14 protein-coding genes and 1 pseudogene are annotated in these 14,892 nt (G+C 69.5%); 9 read left to right on the forward strand and 6 right to left on the reverse strand.

Features of this window, described 5'->3' with window-relative positions; genetic code table 11:
* Positions 1 to 508: 508 nt before the first annotated feature.
* Together ACH4VX_RS25820 and ACH4VX_RS25825 are read right to left on the reverse strand one after the other, a co-directional pair.
* Positions 509 to 1,630, reverse strand: coding sequence for a Gfo/Idh/MocA family protein (locus ACH4VX_RS25820; protein WP_398370477.1), 1,122 nt, complete (start codon positions 1,628 to 1,630; stop codon positions 509 to 511).
* A 303-nt stretch (positions 1,631 to 1,933) separates the two neighbouring features.
* Entirely contained in the window at positions 1,934 to 2,965 is a 1,032-nt protein-coding gene (locus tag ACH4VX_RS25825; RefSeq protein WP_398370478.1) for an aldo/keto reductase, read from the reverse strand.
* A 104-nt stretch (positions 2,966 to 3,069) separates the two neighbouring features.
* Between ACH4VX_RS25825 and ACH4VX_RS25830 the strand changes: the two genes are divergently transcribed.
* From ACH4VX_RS25830 to ACH4VX_RS25855, 6 genes and pseudogenes are all read left to right on the forward strand, one after another.
* Positions 3,070 to 3,525 (forward strand): MarR family winged helix-turn-helix transcriptional regulator, encoded by a 456-nt coding sequence (locus ACH4VX_RS25830; RefSeq protein WP_398370480.1) that lies wholly within the window; start codon positions 3,070 to 3,072, stop codon positions 3,523 to 3,525.
* Positions 3,526 to 3,763: 238 nt separating this feature from the next.
* Positions 3,764 to 4,062: pseudogene (locus tag ACH4VX_RS25835) on the forward strand (transposase); the annotation flags it as partial.
* A 424-nt stretch (positions 4,063 to 4,486) separates the two neighbouring features.
* On the forward strand, positions 4,487 to 6,688 hold the full coding sequence (locus ACH4VX_RS25840; protein ID WP_398370721.1) for a nitrate- and nitrite sensing domain-containing protein: 2,202 nt from the start codon (positions 4,487 to 4,489) through the stop codon (positions 6,686 to 6,688).
* On the forward strand, positions 6,685 to 7,086 hold the full coding sequence (locus tag ACH4VX_RS25845) for a roadblock/LC7 domain-containing protein (RefSeq protein ID WP_030826382.1): 402 nt from the start codon (positions 6,685 to 6,687) through the stop codon (positions 7,084 to 7,086). The genes ACH4VX_RS25840 and ACH4VX_RS25845 overlap by 4 nt, the downstream gene beginning before the upstream one ends.
* Positions 7,086 to 7,457 carry a DUF742 domain-containing protein gene (locus ACH4VX_RS25850; protein WP_398370482.1) on the forward strand — a complete coding sequence of 124 codons (372 nt, stop codon included), beginning with the start codon at positions 7,086 to 7,088 and terminating at the stop codon, positions 7,455 to 7,457. The genes ACH4VX_RS25845 and ACH4VX_RS25850 overlap by 1 nt, the downstream gene beginning before the upstream one ends.
* The gene (locus ACH4VX_RS25855) at positions 7,444 to 8,034 is read left to right on the forward strand and encodes a GTP-binding protein (RefSeq protein WP_398370483.1); all 591 of its coding nucleotides are present in this window, start codon (positions 7,444 to 7,446) and stop codon (positions 8,032 to 8,034) included. The genes ACH4VX_RS25850 and ACH4VX_RS25855 overlap by 14 nt, the downstream gene beginning before the upstream one ends.
* 310 nt (positions 8,035 to 8,344) lie before the next feature.
* Here ACH4VX_RS25855 and ACH4VX_RS25860 read toward each other — a convergent pair whose 3' ends face one another.
* The 3 genes from ACH4VX_RS25860 to ACH4VX_RS25870 form a co-directional block, all read right to left on the reverse strand.
* Positions 8,345 to 8,974, reverse strand: coding sequence for a TetR/AcrR family transcriptional regulator (locus ACH4VX_RS25860; protein WP_398370485.1), 630 nt, complete (start codon positions 8,972 to 8,974; stop codon positions 8,345 to 8,347).
* Between the two features lie 142 nt (positions 8,975 to 9,116).
* A complete protein-coding gene (locus ACH4VX_RS25865) occupies positions 9,117 to 10,508 on the reverse strand; it encodes an amidase (protein ID WP_398370487.1) in 1,392 nt (463 codons plus the stop codon).
* Complete coding sequence (locus ACH4VX_RS25870) at positions 10,495 to 10,701, reverse strand: hypothetical protein (RefSeq protein ID WP_398370489.1); 207 nt, start codon at positions 10,699 to 10,701, stop codon at positions 10,495 to 10,497. Before ACH4VX_RS25870 ends, ACH4VX_RS25865 begins: the two co-directional genes overlap by 14 nt.
* 148 nt (positions 10,702 to 10,849) lie before the next feature.
* Between ACH4VX_RS25870 and ACH4VX_RS25875 the strand changes: the two genes are divergently transcribed.
* The 3 genes from ACH4VX_RS25875 to ACH4VX_RS25885 all read left to right on the forward strand — a co-directional run bounded on the left by ACH4VX_RS25875 (position 10,850) and on the right by ACH4VX_RS25885 (position 14,276).
* The gene (locus ACH4VX_RS25875) at positions 10,850 to 12,175 is read left to right on the forward strand and encodes an MFS transporter (protein WP_398370491.1); all 1,326 of its coding nucleotides are present in this window, start codon (positions 10,850 to 10,852) and stop codon (positions 12,173 to 12,175) included.
* An 11-nt stretch (positions 12,176 to 12,186) separates the two neighbouring features.
* Positions 12,187 to 13,122, forward strand: coding sequence for an MBL fold metallo-hydrolase (locus ACH4VX_RS25880; protein WP_398370492.1), 936 nt, complete (start codon positions 12,187 to 12,189; stop codon positions 13,120 to 13,122).
* 998 nt (positions 13,123 to 14,120) lie between these two features.
* A complete protein-coding gene (locus ACH4VX_RS25885; RefSeq protein ID WP_398370494.1) occupies positions 14,121 to 14,276 on the forward strand; it encodes a hypothetical protein in 156 nt (51 codons plus the stop codon).
* 2 nt (positions 14,277 to 14,278) lie between these two features.
* On the opposite strand, the gene ACH4VX_RS25890 is transcribed toward ACH4VX_RS25885, so the two are convergent.
* Positions 14,279 to 14,851, reverse strand: coding sequence for a TetR/AcrR family transcriptional regulator (locus ACH4VX_RS25890; protein WP_398370495.1), 573 nt, complete (start codon positions 14,849 to 14,851; stop codon positions 14,279 to 14,281).
* Positions 14,852 to 14,892 lie beyond the last annotated feature (41 nt).

The following is a 14,892-nucleotide window of genomic DNA, read 5'->3' on the forward strand; positions in this document are numbered from 1 at the left end:
TTGGGCGACCAGCTCGTCATCCACACCCGCCGCCGGCTCCTCTGCCCGACCCTCGGTCTCGGTGACACTCACGTCGGTCATCAACTTCCGCTTCCCGCTCGGGAGTTACACCGATCACCGTACAGACCCCCACCGGTCGCTCCAGCACAGAACTCCAGGTCAGGCGGTTGCGCGAGTCTTCACCTGTTGCAGACGCCGAAACAGGTGAAAACCCCCTGCGCACCGACGAAACCGCAGGTCAGCGACCCTTCCCCGCAGGCTCAAGGATCGCCACGCACTCCACGTACGACGTCATCGAAAAGACGTCAGCCGGCACCGTAGCAAGCAAAATGCCTGGTCAGAGGCGCGTTTCAGCTCTTCGCGTCGGCCATCCGGGAGCCGGAGCGTCAAACGAGCGTCATCGAACCAACTACCCGACAGCCGTCGAGTGCAGTTAACCCGGACGCACCGACCTGCGGGAACTGTTCATCACCGGCTCGGCCCATCCGACCGAGACCCACGCATCCGGTCACGCTGCCGCAATGACGGATGCGATGCTGCGGTGCCGGGCGACGCCGTGGGCGAAATCGGGTACGCGAGACGTGCCCTCCCGCAGGTCCTCCAGGAACTGCCGGTAGGCGTGGGCAACTGCGTAAGCGGGCGCGTCGGTTCGGGGTTCCAGTCGCGGGACGCGGACATACGATTCCGGCACCGTCATGGGAGCGAGTGCGGTGGACGTTCCGCGGCCGCCCTCCAGGGTGAGCGGGCTGAGCTGGGGGTGGCCGATCGGGGCGGTGAGGACGAGGTCGCCCTCGGTGCCGTTGATCTCCCAGCGGGAGTTGGTTCCTCGGGACATGCCTCCGCGGTAGTGGAAGGTGGCCACCGCTCCGCCCGGCAGCCGTCCCGAGGCCACCACCTGGTCCGCGGCGGTCATCGGCACGGGCTGTCCGCTCTCGGCGTCCACGGCCGACGTACGCCTCGACACCAGTTGGATCCGCAGTTCCTCGGGCTCTCCCAGGACCGACGCGAGTCCGTCGAGAGCGTGGCCGAAGGGAATCGTCAGCAGTGTCGCGCCGTTCGCGGCGTCGAGCACATAGTGATCGCCGGGACCGACGGTGGCGCCCCAAGCGCCGCCGGAGCCGACCACCGTCGTGGACAGCACCTCCCCCACGTAGCCGTCGGCCACGAGATGCCGTGCGTAGGCGAGCGCCGGGTGCGACCGCGCCTGGAGTCCGACGACGGTCGGCACGGCGCGACCGCGCGCCAACCGCGCCATGTCCTCGGCCTCCGCGAGCCCGTTGCCCAGCGGCCACTCGCACAGCACGCTCTTGCCGGCGCCCAGCGCCGTCCGCACCAGTTCCCGGTGGTGCGGCACCTTCACCGCCACGACCACCAGGTCCACCTCGTCGCAGGCCACCAGTTCGGCAGCCGTCCCGAAGGTTCTGGACACACCGTGCTTCTGTCCGGAGCGCTCCGCCGATTGTTTCGAACTCGCGCTCAGGGCCCTCAGCTCATAACCCGGGACGGCGCGCAGGGCGGGCAGGTGAGAGCGCTCGGCCCAGCCACCGTGCGCCCCGAGCCCTATGATCCCTACTCCGATCGGCTTCCCGGCTTGGGCCAGCTCGGCAAGCAGTGACTCGGATGTGTTCATGATTCGTCACCTGTTCTTCGTGTGAATGGCACGGACGTCACTCGCAGTGGCCATGGAGCGGATACGGAAGCGACCCTTCACGTGCCCGGTTCATGAGAGGTGGGGTCGCGTGTCGAGCAGGCGCCGGTGTGGGAGATTCACGCCCGGTGGGTGCGGGGGTCAGCGGGTGATGCCGTGGACGGACGTGCAGGACACGGTGCTGTGGTGGGTGCCGCGGAACTTCCGGTCCGGCTCACCGAACACGCTGACGGAGACCGTGTCGCCGGAAGGCCCGATGCCTGAAGCCGGCCTGGCCGTCGGCGGTCAATTCCCCGTGCGTGCAGATGGCTTCGGACCGCGCTCGCTGTCCAGCAAAGCCATGAGGGGTGCGGCGTAACGGGTTCCGGCCACCGCGCCGGCCGGGACGGCCTCGTCCATCCTGCCGAGGTCGGCCTCGGTCAGGGTGACGTCGGCCGCCGCCAGAGCCTCCTCGATGCGGTGCGGTCGGCGGGCGCCCAGGACGGCCACGATGGTGCCGCGCTCGCGGCCCCGGGCGATGACCCAGGCGGTGGCGAGCTGCGCGACGCTGATGCCGCGTGCGTCGGCGAGCGGTCGCAGCCGGTCGACCAGGGTGAGGTTCGTGGCGAGGTTGTCGGGGTGGAAGCGGGGCAACCAGTGGGTGCGTGGGTCACCTCCGGCGGGTTGTCGGTAGGTGCCGGTGAGCAGACCGTGCGCGAGGACCCCGTAAGCGGTGACGCCGATACCCAGCTCGCGGCAGGTGTCCAGAATGCCGTTGGTCTCGGGGTCGCGGCTGAACAGGGAGTATTCGATCTGTACGTCGCAGATCGGGTGCACGGCGTGGGCACGGCGGATGGTCTCCGGCCCTACCTCGGAGAGTCCGATGTGGCGTACGTGTCCGGCCTGGACCAGTTCGGAGATCGCGCCGATCGTGTCCTCGATCGGGGTGTCGGGGGCGAGCCGGGAGGGGCGGTAGATGTCGATGTGGTCGGTGTCGAGGCGGCGCAGCGAGTAGGCGAGTGCGTTCTTCACGTGGGCGGGACGGCCCTCGATGCCGACGAAGTTCCCGTCGGGGTCGCGCAGGCCGCCGAACTTGACGCTCAGGAGCGCCTTTTCGCGATCGCTGTCGCGGAGTGCGCGGCGGATGAGGTCCTCGTTGTGACCCATGCCGTAGAAGTCGGCGGTGTCGAGGAGGGTGACGCCGGCCGCGAGGGCCGCGTGGATCGTGGCGATGGCATCGGCCTCGTCGGCGGGCGCGGTGCGGTCGGACATACCGGCGCAGCCCAACGCGAGAGGGGCGACGTGTAAGCCGCCGGTTCCAAGGGTTCGGGTTCGCATGAATCCTTCTGCGGGGTGGAGTGATGAGCGCGGCCGTCAGGGGCCGACGAAGCGGCAGGCGCCTGCTAGCGTTGACATCTCAACACTAGAAAGGATGCGTTGACATGTCAACACCGGACGCCGGGGCTCCCGAGCCGGACGAGGCACCGACCGAGGCCGCACTGGATCCCGTCGCCCTCTGGTCCGCCTTCAAGCGCGCCCACGAGATCGTCCGAACCCGTGTGATCGCGGACGCCGCCGAGGCGGCGGGCCTCTCCGAGCCGGACCTGACGATCCTCGCCGCCCTGAACAAGGGCGGGGGGTCCCTGCGCCAGAGCGAGCTCGCCGCGTCGCTCGGCTGGGACCGTACCCGCGTCTCCCACCAGCTCACCCGTATGAGCAAGCGTCAGCTCGTCACCCGCGAACGCGCCGACGGTGTCATCGTCACCCTCACCGACGCCGGACGCCAGGCCGTCACCGCCGTGCACCCCGGCCTGGACGCCGCGGTGCGCCGCCACTTCACCGACAAGCTCTCCGCGCAGGAGATCGAAACACTGAACTCCGTTCTCCGCCGGCTGTAGCCGCCGGACCACGAAGCCGACAAACCGCACGGGCACGATCACCGGCCCCGGCCAGATGGTCCTGCCTCCTCTGCTCGACCTGGTACACGTCCTGCGCGTACGCGCAGGACGTGGCCCGCTGCTTCCATGAGCCCAGCGCCCTTGAACCACTTGGGGTCCGGGTCGCCGCCGGCCACGTGACCGATCTCCACTGCCGCGCCGGCCGGGCCGCCACGGACACGACCGCCCGGGCCGACCGCGCGGCTACGACAGCACCAAGTTCCGTGTATGGGCAGCCCGGCTGGGGTTCACGGCCGAGATCGCCCGCAAGGGCGTGCCGGCCCCGATCCAGGCCGGCAAGCGCTGGGTGATAGAGCGCACCCACTCGTGGATGAACGACCACCGCAAGCTCCGGCGCCGCACCGGGAAGAGCGGCGAGGCCGTGGACTTCCACCTCCGCCTCGCCGCCGCTCTCGTCACGCTCCGCATGCTCATCCGCCGATCGACGAGCCGCTCTACCGCTCGGATGGTCGGCCCCTCACCCGACGCCTCAAGTGACCCATTTGCCGGTCGGTCCAAGACGTGCGGCCGGGAGAGCGGGTTGCCCTGTCTGCACGAGCACGCCTGCGCCCAGGCGTCAGGTGAACGTCAACGCCCGATGTGCAGTGCTTCGTCGCCTTTACCACATGCGACAAACGGAAGTCATCTCTCCGTTTCTCCGGCGTGGCTGGTTATGATCGGTACATCACGTCGCGTCAAAGCCGAACCGGACTTCCCCCGGTCCTGAACCCAGGACCGCGTCCGGTCTCGGCGGTCGGGCCGTCCCCCCTGTTTCCCCGCTCTCCGAGGATTGATGTCTCCCATAGAACCCGAAGGCACACAAGGGCAGCCGGCGACTCGTCGGCGGCGTACTCTGCGCCTGCGTACGCTGCTCATTTGGCTGGCGATCGTCCCCATTCTGGCGATGAGTGCCCAAGTGGCCATGACCGCACAGCCGCTGATACACCAGTCAAAGCAACTACGCGCTGATGTGGCAGTCGGTGAACGGACCGATGTGCCCCTGACCAGGCTGATGGTCGAACTGCAGGCTGAGCGGACGATGACCGCCACACGGTGGGCGAGCGGTTCCGTGTCCGAGAAAGAGCTGCGCGAGCAGCGCGCGGCCACGGACCGGGCCGCGGACGAGTTCCGCCGGGCGGCGGACGGAGCTCTGGCGGCGACCGGGCGCGAGGACGATCATTACGTCGCGGAGTTGAAGCGCAGCCTCGCGGATCTGGCCGCGTTCCGCGAGCGCGCGGACGCCCGCAGCGGGGACGCGGATCGGACGATCGGCTACTACTCCGACCTCGTCGACCGCATCATCCGGGTGTACCAGAACGAGTTCAGCCATGCGGAAGACGCCGAGCTCATCCAGGAGAGCGGCCTGGTCGTCACGGTGTTCACGGTGTCCGAGATGGTGGCACGCGAGACCACCATCCTCGCCATGGCCGGGCCGTCCAGGCGTCTGAGCCCTTCCGGGTTCGCCGAATTCGTCAACTCCGTCGGATCCCAGCGGTACCAGTACGACGAGTGGGTCGCGCCGTATCTGACGGCCGAGGACAAAGCGGCCTACGACCAGGTCTTCGCCTCGGACGGCTGGAAGACGAAGGTCCGTATCGAGGACGTGGTCATCTCCGACCACCGGAACACCGCGTCCGGCATCGAGCTGCCCAAGGAAGCTGACGCCTGGCAGGCCGCGTACGACGAGTTCGGGTCGCGCCTTGCCGCGCTCAACGCGAAACAGGGGCGAGCACTGCTCGTGCACGCCGACGCCAAGGCCACGCAGTTGGAGAACGAGGTCATCTGGCTGATCGCCGGAAACGGCGCAGCCGTCTTTGCCGTCGCGGCCGTCATCGTGCTCACCACGCGCTCCGTGCTCCGCCGCCTGCGCGGTCTGCACGAACGTACGGTGGCCATTGCCGAGGACACGCTGCCAGATGTCGTTGCCCGGCTCCAGCGCGGGCAGCCCGTCGACGACGATGCGCTGCCCTCGGTGAGCGGAGACCGGGACGAGGTCGGACGTATCAGCGACGCGTTCGCCCGGGTCGTCTCCGTATCCGTCGACGGGCATGCGCGGCTCGCGGCCGAGCGTCAGGGTTTCGGTATGTTCGCCGCGGGCATCGCCTCGCGCACCGGAAACCTGGTCAGCCGCCAGTTGGCCCTCACCGACGAACTGCAGGACGCCTTCGGGCACGACGAGGAGCTTCTCGCCCGGTTGATGCGATCCGACCAGTTGACGGTGGGTATGCGGCGGCAGATCGAGAACCTGCTCATCCTGGCAGGTGGGGAGATCCCCGATCCGCACACCGAGCCCATGCGCGTCGCCGACCTGCTGCGCGAAGCCGCCGCGGAAGTCGAGGACTTCCGGCGGATCGAGCGCCAGGCCCTGGACGAGATCAGCGTGGCACCGCGGGTGATCAGCGAGATCAGCCACCTCCTGGCAGAACTCCTGGACAACGCCACCCGGTTCTCCCCGCCGCAGTCGAAGGTGGTCATCCGTGCCGAACTGGTGACGGACGGGCTGTTGGTCGACATCGAGGACCGCGGGCCTCGGGTGACCGCCGCAACCTACGAGGAGATGAACGGGCGTCTGCACTCGGCCCCGCCGTATTCCGTCCTGGCGGAGAACGCGCACCGGCTCGGACTCTTCGTGGTCGGCCACATCGCCGAACAGCTCGGGGCCACAGTGACGCTGCGCCGCTCGGTATACGGGGGGACGTCGGCCGTGGTGATCCTCCCCAAGGAACTCCTTGTGCCGACCGAACCGGTCCGGGCGGGAAAGGAAGCGCCGCGCGCGGCGGCGATGCCCGCCCCGGCACCGGGCCCGTTCGACGCACGCAAGCCCGAGCTGGTCCTGCACGCGAAGACCGGGTCGGCCGGCCGTAGGACGCCGGAGCGCTTGCCCGAGCGGCCGGTGGAGAGCAAGCCGTCGGTTCCTTCCCCGACACGGAACGGTGACGCGAAGCCGGCCCTCCCCGAGCGGATCCCACAGGCCCATATCGCCGAGCAGCTCCGCGCGCCGCACGCACCGGAGACCGGCGTCCATCAGGATGCGGCGACACCCGAAGAAGTGGCCGACGCCTGGGCGGACTACGAACACGGGACTCAGACAGTGGAAGAAGAACTCCGACAGGATCAGCCATGACGACAACGAACGACATGATCTACAGCGTCCTGGACAACAACCTGAGCAGGATCGCCGGCATCCAGGGAGCCGTGCTCCTGTCCAACGACGGGATCAAGCTCAGCTCGTACGAGCTGGAACGGGACCAGGCGGAGCGCATAGCCGCCGCGTCCTCCGGCATCGCTTCCACGATGAAGGCGATATCCAGGGAGGTCGACGGCGGCCGGGTGATCCGCCAGCTGGTCGAGATGGACGACTGCTATCTCTGCATCGTCGGGTGCGGGGAGGGCAGCACGCTCATCGTGGTGACCTCCCGCAAGGCGCGGCTGGGGGAGCTGGGCGGTGAAGCCGTGCGCACCGCCCAGGCGCTCGGTGAGTGGCTGAGCACGCCTGATCGCGGCCAGGCGCAGCCGTCGTAATGGCGGACGAGCCCAGGCCGGGAGAGGGAGGCCACCGCCGGACGCGGCTGTACGCGCTGACCGATGGACGTACGGCGGCTGCGCACACCGCGCTCACCATGGACACCACGATCACGGCGGTGGCCGTCGCGGACGGCCACGGCGGCCTGCCCAGCGAGTGGCAGGCCATCCTCGCGATGTGCTCGCCTCCGGGCGGCCTGGCGGTCGCCGAGATCGCGGCGCGCATGCACATCCGCCTCACTCCCATGACGCTTCTTCTCGGCGAACTCGCGGATCGGGGGCTGATCGAGCACCGGCCACCCCTGGAAGGGGCCGAGACCACCAATGTCCACCTGCTCATGAGAATCAGGGACAACCTTGCCTGGATATGACACCCCTGCACAGGAAGCGGACCCCGTCAAAATCCTCATCGCTGGGGGATTCGGCGTCGGCAAGACGACCCTGATCGAGACGGTCTCCGAGATCGAGCCGTTGCGCACCGAGGAGCGGCTGACGAGCGCGGGCGTCGGCGTCGATGACCTCGACGGCATCGAGTCCAAGGCGGTTACCACCGTCGCGATGGACTTCGGCCGCATCACCCTCACCGACGCACAGGTCGTGCTCTACCTGTTCGGCACACCTGGCCAGGAGCGCTTCTGGTTCATGTGGGACGACCTGCTGAACGGAGCGCTCGGGGCGATTGTCCTTGTCGACACACGACGCCTCGACCGCAGTTTCCCGGCCGTCGACTTCTTCGAGAACCGAGGGCTTCCGTTCGTGGTCGCCGCGAACTGTTTCCACGGCGAACAGCCCTACACCGCCGAGGAGATCAGGGCGGCGCTGCATCTGCGTGACCCGAACACACCCATCCACTTGCTCGATGCCCGCTCCCGTGACGACGCGCGCGGTGCGCTGCTCTCGCTTCTGGACATGCTCATCGCCAAAGCCGGGGTCGCGGCGACCGGCTGACTTCGGCCTGCCACGTGGTGGCGTGGAGGTTCACGACCGCGACCGTGGACCCGGTCCAGGCCGCCGCCGCGTCGGCCGTCGAGGAATGCCGGCCGGTATCAGCCATCGTCCTCGTACTCGAACCAGCCGTCGTCGAGGAACGCCTCTCGCGGCACGGCCCGGACTGAGCTGAGCCGGTTTTCGTAGCGGCCCTGAAGCCGGGCATGATTGATCCGGCAGATGGGAAGCACAGCTCTGAGGACCCCTGCCAGTACAGCCGGCCGCTTGGCCTCCACGGCCCAGTGGCCGGGTCGCCCGATGAGCGAAGTGGTCAGTTGTCGGGTTTCTCCTTCGAGCGCCGAGGGGCGGCGGCCTGGGTGGGGCGAGCGCCGGCCTCGGTCTGCTGGGCGTACATGGCGTTCGTCACGAGCTCGCGCGCGTATGCGGCGTCCAGTCGGCCAGGGCGGAAGAGGATGCGGTACATGATCGGCGCCACAACACGGTCGATCAGCAGTTCCGTCTCGGGCACCGGCTCCCCCCGCTGCACCGCACGGGCCAGCATGACGTCGATCTGCTCCGCGGCATACGCCGAACACTGACCGGCATGGGTTCCGTCGGGGTCGCCGAGCAGGGCGTCCCGGATGTAGGCGCGCCCGGGCGGCGAGGCCATCTCGTCGAGGAACTGTTCCGCCCACGCGTCGAGATCGGCCCGCAGGCTTCCGAGATCGGCCGGATCCGTTTCCGGGCGCAGTCGTTCGACGGCCACGTCGGACAGGAGTTCCTGCAGGTCGCCCCAACGACGGTAGATCGTGGAGGGGGTCACGCCCGCCCGAGCGGCCACCATCGGGACCGTGAGCGCGTCGCGGCCCACCTCCCCTACGAGTTCCCGTACCGCCGCATGAACGGACTCCTGTACGCGTGCGCTGCGCCCGCCGGGGCGAACCATGGGCCTGGGACTCATGCGATCCACCTTAATGCGATTTTGTTGCTTCTAGGCGGTGGCCGGCATCGGTGACCCGCGGGGCCGCGCATCCGGGCGCCCGAGCACGTCGGACGCCCCTGCGGCGACGCGACCGCCTGCCGGCTGGGACGTCCGCGTTCCCTCAGGCAGTGAGGGGAGCAAGCCGCCCCGCGCCGGCCACCGACTCCTCGTAGACCCGGCCCACGCGGAGCACCGTCGCGTCGTGGAAGGGGCGCGCCATCAGCTGCATGCCGATCGGCAGTCCGGCGCGGTCGTGACCGACCGGCAGGGTGAGGGCCGGAACGCCGGTGATGTTGGCTGGGGCACAGAGGCGGACGTAGCTGTCCGACACGGCCTCGGTCGTGCCGTCGGCCCACTCGACGGTTTCCTGCCCCGCCTCGGCGGCGGTCATCGGCACCGTCGGCGCGGCGAGGACGTCGATTCCGTCGAACATGCGAGCCCAGGCGTCCCGCATCATGGTGCGGGCCCGCTGGGCGCGGAGGTAGTCGCCCGCAGAGGTGAGTTCGCCGGCCTCCAGCAGGATGCGAACGTCCGCCGCGTACAGGTCGGGGGTGGCCCGCAGCGACCGCTCGTGGTAGGCGGTGGCCTCGGGAACCATCAGCCCCCACTGAACGGCCTGGACGTAACGCGCCATCGGGATCTCGACGTCGACGAGCTCCGCCCCCAGCTCCGCCAGCCGCTCGATCGCGCCGCGTACGGACTCCTCGACCTCGGGCGTGACCCGGTCGAAGTAGTGGTTCCGCGGTACGCCGACCTTCAGTCCTCGCAGGCCGCCTCCCGGGAAGCGGTCCAGCATCGGGCCGGACACGCTCACCGGGTCGCGCGGGTCGTGGCCGGCGATCGCCGACAGCACCAGCGCGACGTCCTGGACGGTGCGGGTGAGAGGGCCCACGTGGTCCAGGGACCAGGACAGCGAGGTCACGCCTGTGCGTGGGACCAGGCCGTAGGTCGGCTTGAGGCCCACCACGCCGTTCAGGGCCGCGGGGACCCGGATGGAACCGCCCGTGTCCGTGCCCATGGCGAACGTCGCCCCGCCGGCGGCGACAGCTACCGCCGAGCCGCCGCTCGACCCGCCCGCGATCCGGCTGTGGTCCCAGGCGTTGTTCGTCTGCGGCGTGGTCAGGCCGTAGGCGAACTCGTGCGTGTGCGTCTTGCCCAGGAGGACGGCCCCGGCGGCGCCGAGCCGTTCGGCCACCCGGCTGTCGCGTTCCGCCACGTGCCCTGCCCGGACGTGCGAGCTCGCCGTGGTGGGCATCCCCTCCGCGTCGATCAGATCCTTGAGCGCCATGGGGATCCCGTGCAGCGGCCCGCGCGGTCCGCTTCCGGAGATCTCCCGTTCGGCGCGGACCGCTGCGGCCAGGGCCGCGTCGGCGGCGACGGTGACGTAGGCGCCCAGCCGTCCTTCGACGGCGGCAATACGGGCGAGCACCGATTCGGTGAGTTCGACGGGGGACAGCTCCCGTGCGCGCACCGCACGGGAGGCTTCGGTCAGCGACAGCTCAAACGGTCGCATCGGCGTTCCCCCATCCGGCTCGGTAGGAGGACGCGGGAGGGGTCTCGCCGAAATCGAGCTCGCGCAACGTGCTGATCACGGAGTGGATGTGGTTGGCCGTCATGGCCACTCCTTCGTGTCGGCCGTCCCCGAGGGGGAGGCCCGCCCGCAGCGCCCCTCGGGCTGCCTCTTGGGGGGTGAGTTCGCCGGTCATGGCTTCCTTCCGCATCTGTGCGGCGCGACGGGCCGGGGCCCGTACAGGACCTCCGACCACCGCAAAAGCGAATTGTTTGCTTTAGGCGAGCGTAGGACCTACGGTGCCTTAAAGCAAACCAATCGCTTTTAGCACGGGAAGGACCCTCATGCAGAGCGTCCCCGCGGGCCTCGCGCCTCCCCGCACCTCCCCATCCGGACGCCTGCCGTTCGCCTTGCACGCCTCGATCCTGATCGCGCTGCTCGCCGCATCCAGCGCGCCGACCCCGCTGTACCCCCGCTACCAGGCTCAGTGGCAGTTGTCATCCCTCGACATCACCGTGGTCTTCAGCGCCTACGCTCTGGCGCTCCTGATCGCACTGCTGACGACCGGAACCCTTTCCGACCATGTCGGACGCCGCCCCGTGCTTCTGGGCGCGCTCGCGGTCCAGGTCGCCTCCATGGCGCTGTTCGCGACGGCCGGCGGCCTGACCACCCTGATCGGCGCCCGCGTGCTGCAGGGCATCGCGACCGGCGCGGCGACCAGCGCAGCAGGTGCGGCTCTCCTCGACCTGGAAGACCCCGCCCGGCCGGGTCGCCCCGCTCTGGCCAACAGCATCGCGCCGGTGACGGGCATGGCGGCCGGCGTCCTGGCAGCCACCCTCATGGTGCGCTTCGCCCCCGTTCCGACGATCACGGTGTACGCGGCCCTGATCGTCGTGTTCGCCGCGCAGGCCGTCGCCCTCGTCTCGACGTCCGAGACCGTCCGCCGCCGTCCCGGAGCACTGCGCTCCACGCGGCCTCACCTGGCGCTGCCGTCGGCGGCCGTCCGCGCTCTCCTGCTCAACGGCGCCGGCGTCGTCGCCGTCTGGGCACTCGGCGGCTTCTACTCGTCCCTGGGACCGGGCTTCACACGGCTCGTCTTCCCTGACGGACCCGAATACGCCGGCGGCACGGTCTTCTTCACGCTGACGGCCGTCGCCGCCCCGACGGTGTACTTCACGCGCGGGATGCGTGCCGACGTCTCCGCTCTTCTCGGGAGCTGCGCGGTGATCCCGGCGGCCGTCCTGACCCTGGGTGCCCTCCATCTCGCCGGCCCCGTGCTTCTCTTCGCCGGGGCGGCGCTGGCCGGGTTCGGCTTCGGAGCCGTCTCCCAGGGTGCGCTGCGCGCGGTCGTCGACTCGGTCCCGGCCCGGGAGAAGGGCGGCACGCTCGCCTCCTACCACGTACTCAGCTACCTGGCGATGAGTCTGCCCGCCATCGGCGCCGGCGCCCTCACCGCCGGTTTCGGGCTGCGTGCGGCAGCACTGGCCTATACCGGCTGCGTAGCCGTACTGGCGACCGTCGCAGTCGCGACGCTGACCGCGTCGCTGCGCAGTCGACGCCGGGCACCGTCCCCGGACACCCACTCCCGCCCGGCAACGAGCAACTACACATCCGCCTCACCCGACACACCCGCTCCAGGCATCTCCGTCCTCGCGCCCCATAACAGGTAAGGAAAATCGCCGTGTTCACCTCATCGCAAACGACCAAGTCCATCACTCCCCCCGCCTCTTCCTGGACGGTGGGCAACCACACCGTACGACGCATCGACGAAGTGGTCCTGCCCGCCCGGACCGGTCCGTGGCTGCTGCCCGGGGCAACCACCGACCTCGTGAGCCGGACTCCCTGGCTGAGCCCCGAATTCGCCGACGAACAAGGCGTCCTGCGCCTGGCGAGTCACAGCTTCGCCGTCGAGGTGGACGGCATGCGGGTGCTGGTGGACACCGGCATCGGAAACGGGAAGCGGCGCGCCAACCCCGCCTGGCACAACCTGAACAGCGACTACGAAGCACGGCTACGGGCGGCGGGCTTCGCGCCGGAGAACGTTGACCTCGTGGTCCTGACCCACCTCCACGCCGATCACGTGGGGTGGAACACGCGTGCCGAGGGCGACGCCTGGGTGCCCACCTTCCCGAACGCGCGCTATCTCACCTCACGCACCGAGTGGGACTACTGGGCGGGTGTCGACATGGAGGAGGCGCGTCGGCAGATGTTCCGGGACTCGGTCCATCCCGTCAGGGAAGCAGGTCTGTTCGACCTCGTCGATGTCGCGGACGAGGGCACGGACGTCGCGCCGGGCATCCGTCTGCTGCCCACCCCCGGCCACACACCGGGACAGGTAGCGGTGGAACTGAGCAGCCGTGGCGAGACCGCATTGGTCACCGGTGACAGCATCCACCACCCGGTCCAGATGGCGCATCCGGAGCTCTGCAGCTGTGTGGACGTCGCTCCCGAACTCGCGGCCAGGACCCGGAACCAGGTGCTCGGCTCACTGGCCGGTACGTCAACTCTCCTGCTCGGGAGCCACTTCCCGCCGCCGACCGCCGGACACGTGCTACGCGAGGACGGCGGGTACCGACTGGTCCCGGCTCCCTCAGCGGTAACGCCCATCGGTGGCTGAAGCGGATCGGAGCACCCGGGACGTGCCGCGCACCGAGTCGCACCGAGTCCGTGCGGGTGACGTCCTGGGCGTCCGCGACCGGACGGCCCGGGAGCGGCTGTGAGACTCCTCCGGCATGCGCTCCGTCGTCACCGACGGGGCCGGACGACGTCATGACCGATCACCGGCTTGCGCCCTTTGCGTAAGCCGGCTGTCGGCTGTCCCTCGTGGGCGACAGTCACGCCGACGCGTCGCGAACGAGGGCAACCCGCCGGCCCCACTCGCCCATCGCCGGCCCAGCAACGCGGCCCTGCTTCAGTCTCACGAATCGAGCGTCATTCGAGCGTCAACAGCTGGTGCTCGTGGCTCCACCTGTCGGCACCCAGAGCGTCAAACGAGCGTCATGGAGGCTGCACGATTCCTACATCCGTCGCAGCCGGGACAGCGCCCATGCCTACGGCATCAACGGTGACCGGTTCGCCAGTCGGTGTCACGGTGCCCTGAGCGTGCCGCGCCCCGCGCCACCTCGGACACAGTCCCTGCTGTTGCATGCCCGGACCCGGTCAGAACGTCGAGGAGTGACAGGCCCCCCACTGATCCATCTGGCGGGATCGGGCCCGGCGGGTGCACGTCGGCGGCTGCGTCGTCCGTGTGGAAAGAGCCGGCGCGGACCCGGTACCCATGGCGATGATCCCGGCCCCTCAGGAATGTGGTCGGCAGCTCAGTCATCGTCGTTCTGCTTCTCGGCCGCAGATGAAGAAGACAGACTCGCCACTCCGGCAGGCATCAATCGGTGACGAAGTCCTCCGGGACGGACCGGCAGACGGCGGCGAGCGTGCCGAGCGCCTGTGACAGGACGTCCGGGTAGGTGGAGGCGAGGCCGAGGCGAATGGCGTTGGGGGCGTGGTTGCCGCCGACGCGGCAATTCGTCGCGCAGGAACGCCCGGATCGCGTCCTTCACCGCAATGAGCCCGAGCCTCAGCACGACCTGGGCCAGGTGCTCGACTCGCTGCTGGGACATGCTGGACGAAAGCGGGTTCATCGCCGTCCTGCAAGACCGGCTTCGCACCTCGCTGGACCGCTTCGAGCGGGCGCTGGTCAAGGACACGGCGGGCGGGGTCGCGATCATCAAGAAGCACGGCGAGCCGTGGATCAGGCTCTCCCCGCGCGGGTGAGTTCAGTCGAGGGAGGAAATGGCCGCGTGCAATTCGCGGAGTTTCAGGCGGAGCAGTGCGGTCAGTTCCTGATCGCACGCGGGATCGACCCAGCACGCGTAGGCGTCGGTGAAGGCGAGGACGCCCAGCCAGGCGGCTAGCCCGGCCGCCGGGTCGGCGATGCCGCGCCGGCGCAGCGCCAGCGTCATGGCGTCGGCGAAGGAGTGGTGCTTGAGTGCCTCCCGCTCCCGCAGGTCGCTGTTGCTCTCGACGACGGCGCGCAGGGCGGGGCCGATCGCGCGCAGCTCGGGGGTGAAGTTGCCCGCCACCGCTTCCAGGCCGGCCGCGACGGCGCTCAGCGGCGTCGCCTCGTCGGGCGCGGCGTCGATCCCGCCGGCCAGCAGCTCGCACAGCACGTCCTGGCCGGCGAAGAGCACTTCTCTCTTGTCCGGGAAGTGCCTGAAGAAGGTGCTTTTGGTCAGGCCGGCCCGCTGGGCGATCTGCACGACGGTGGTGCTGTCGTAGCCGTGCTCGTCGAACAGTTCCACGGCGGCGCGAACAAGTCGTTCCCGCGCTTGCGGCTCCCAGCGGCTCATGCGCCCAGGATAGACGATGGGACTTGGTCCCGTCACCGTGC

The sequence above is a fragment of the Streptomyces sp. NPDC020731 genome (genome assembly GCF_044334705.1).
In the GTDB taxonomy this organism is placed as follows: Bacteria; Actinomycetota; Actinomycetes; order Streptomycetales; family Streptomycetaceae; genus Streptomyces.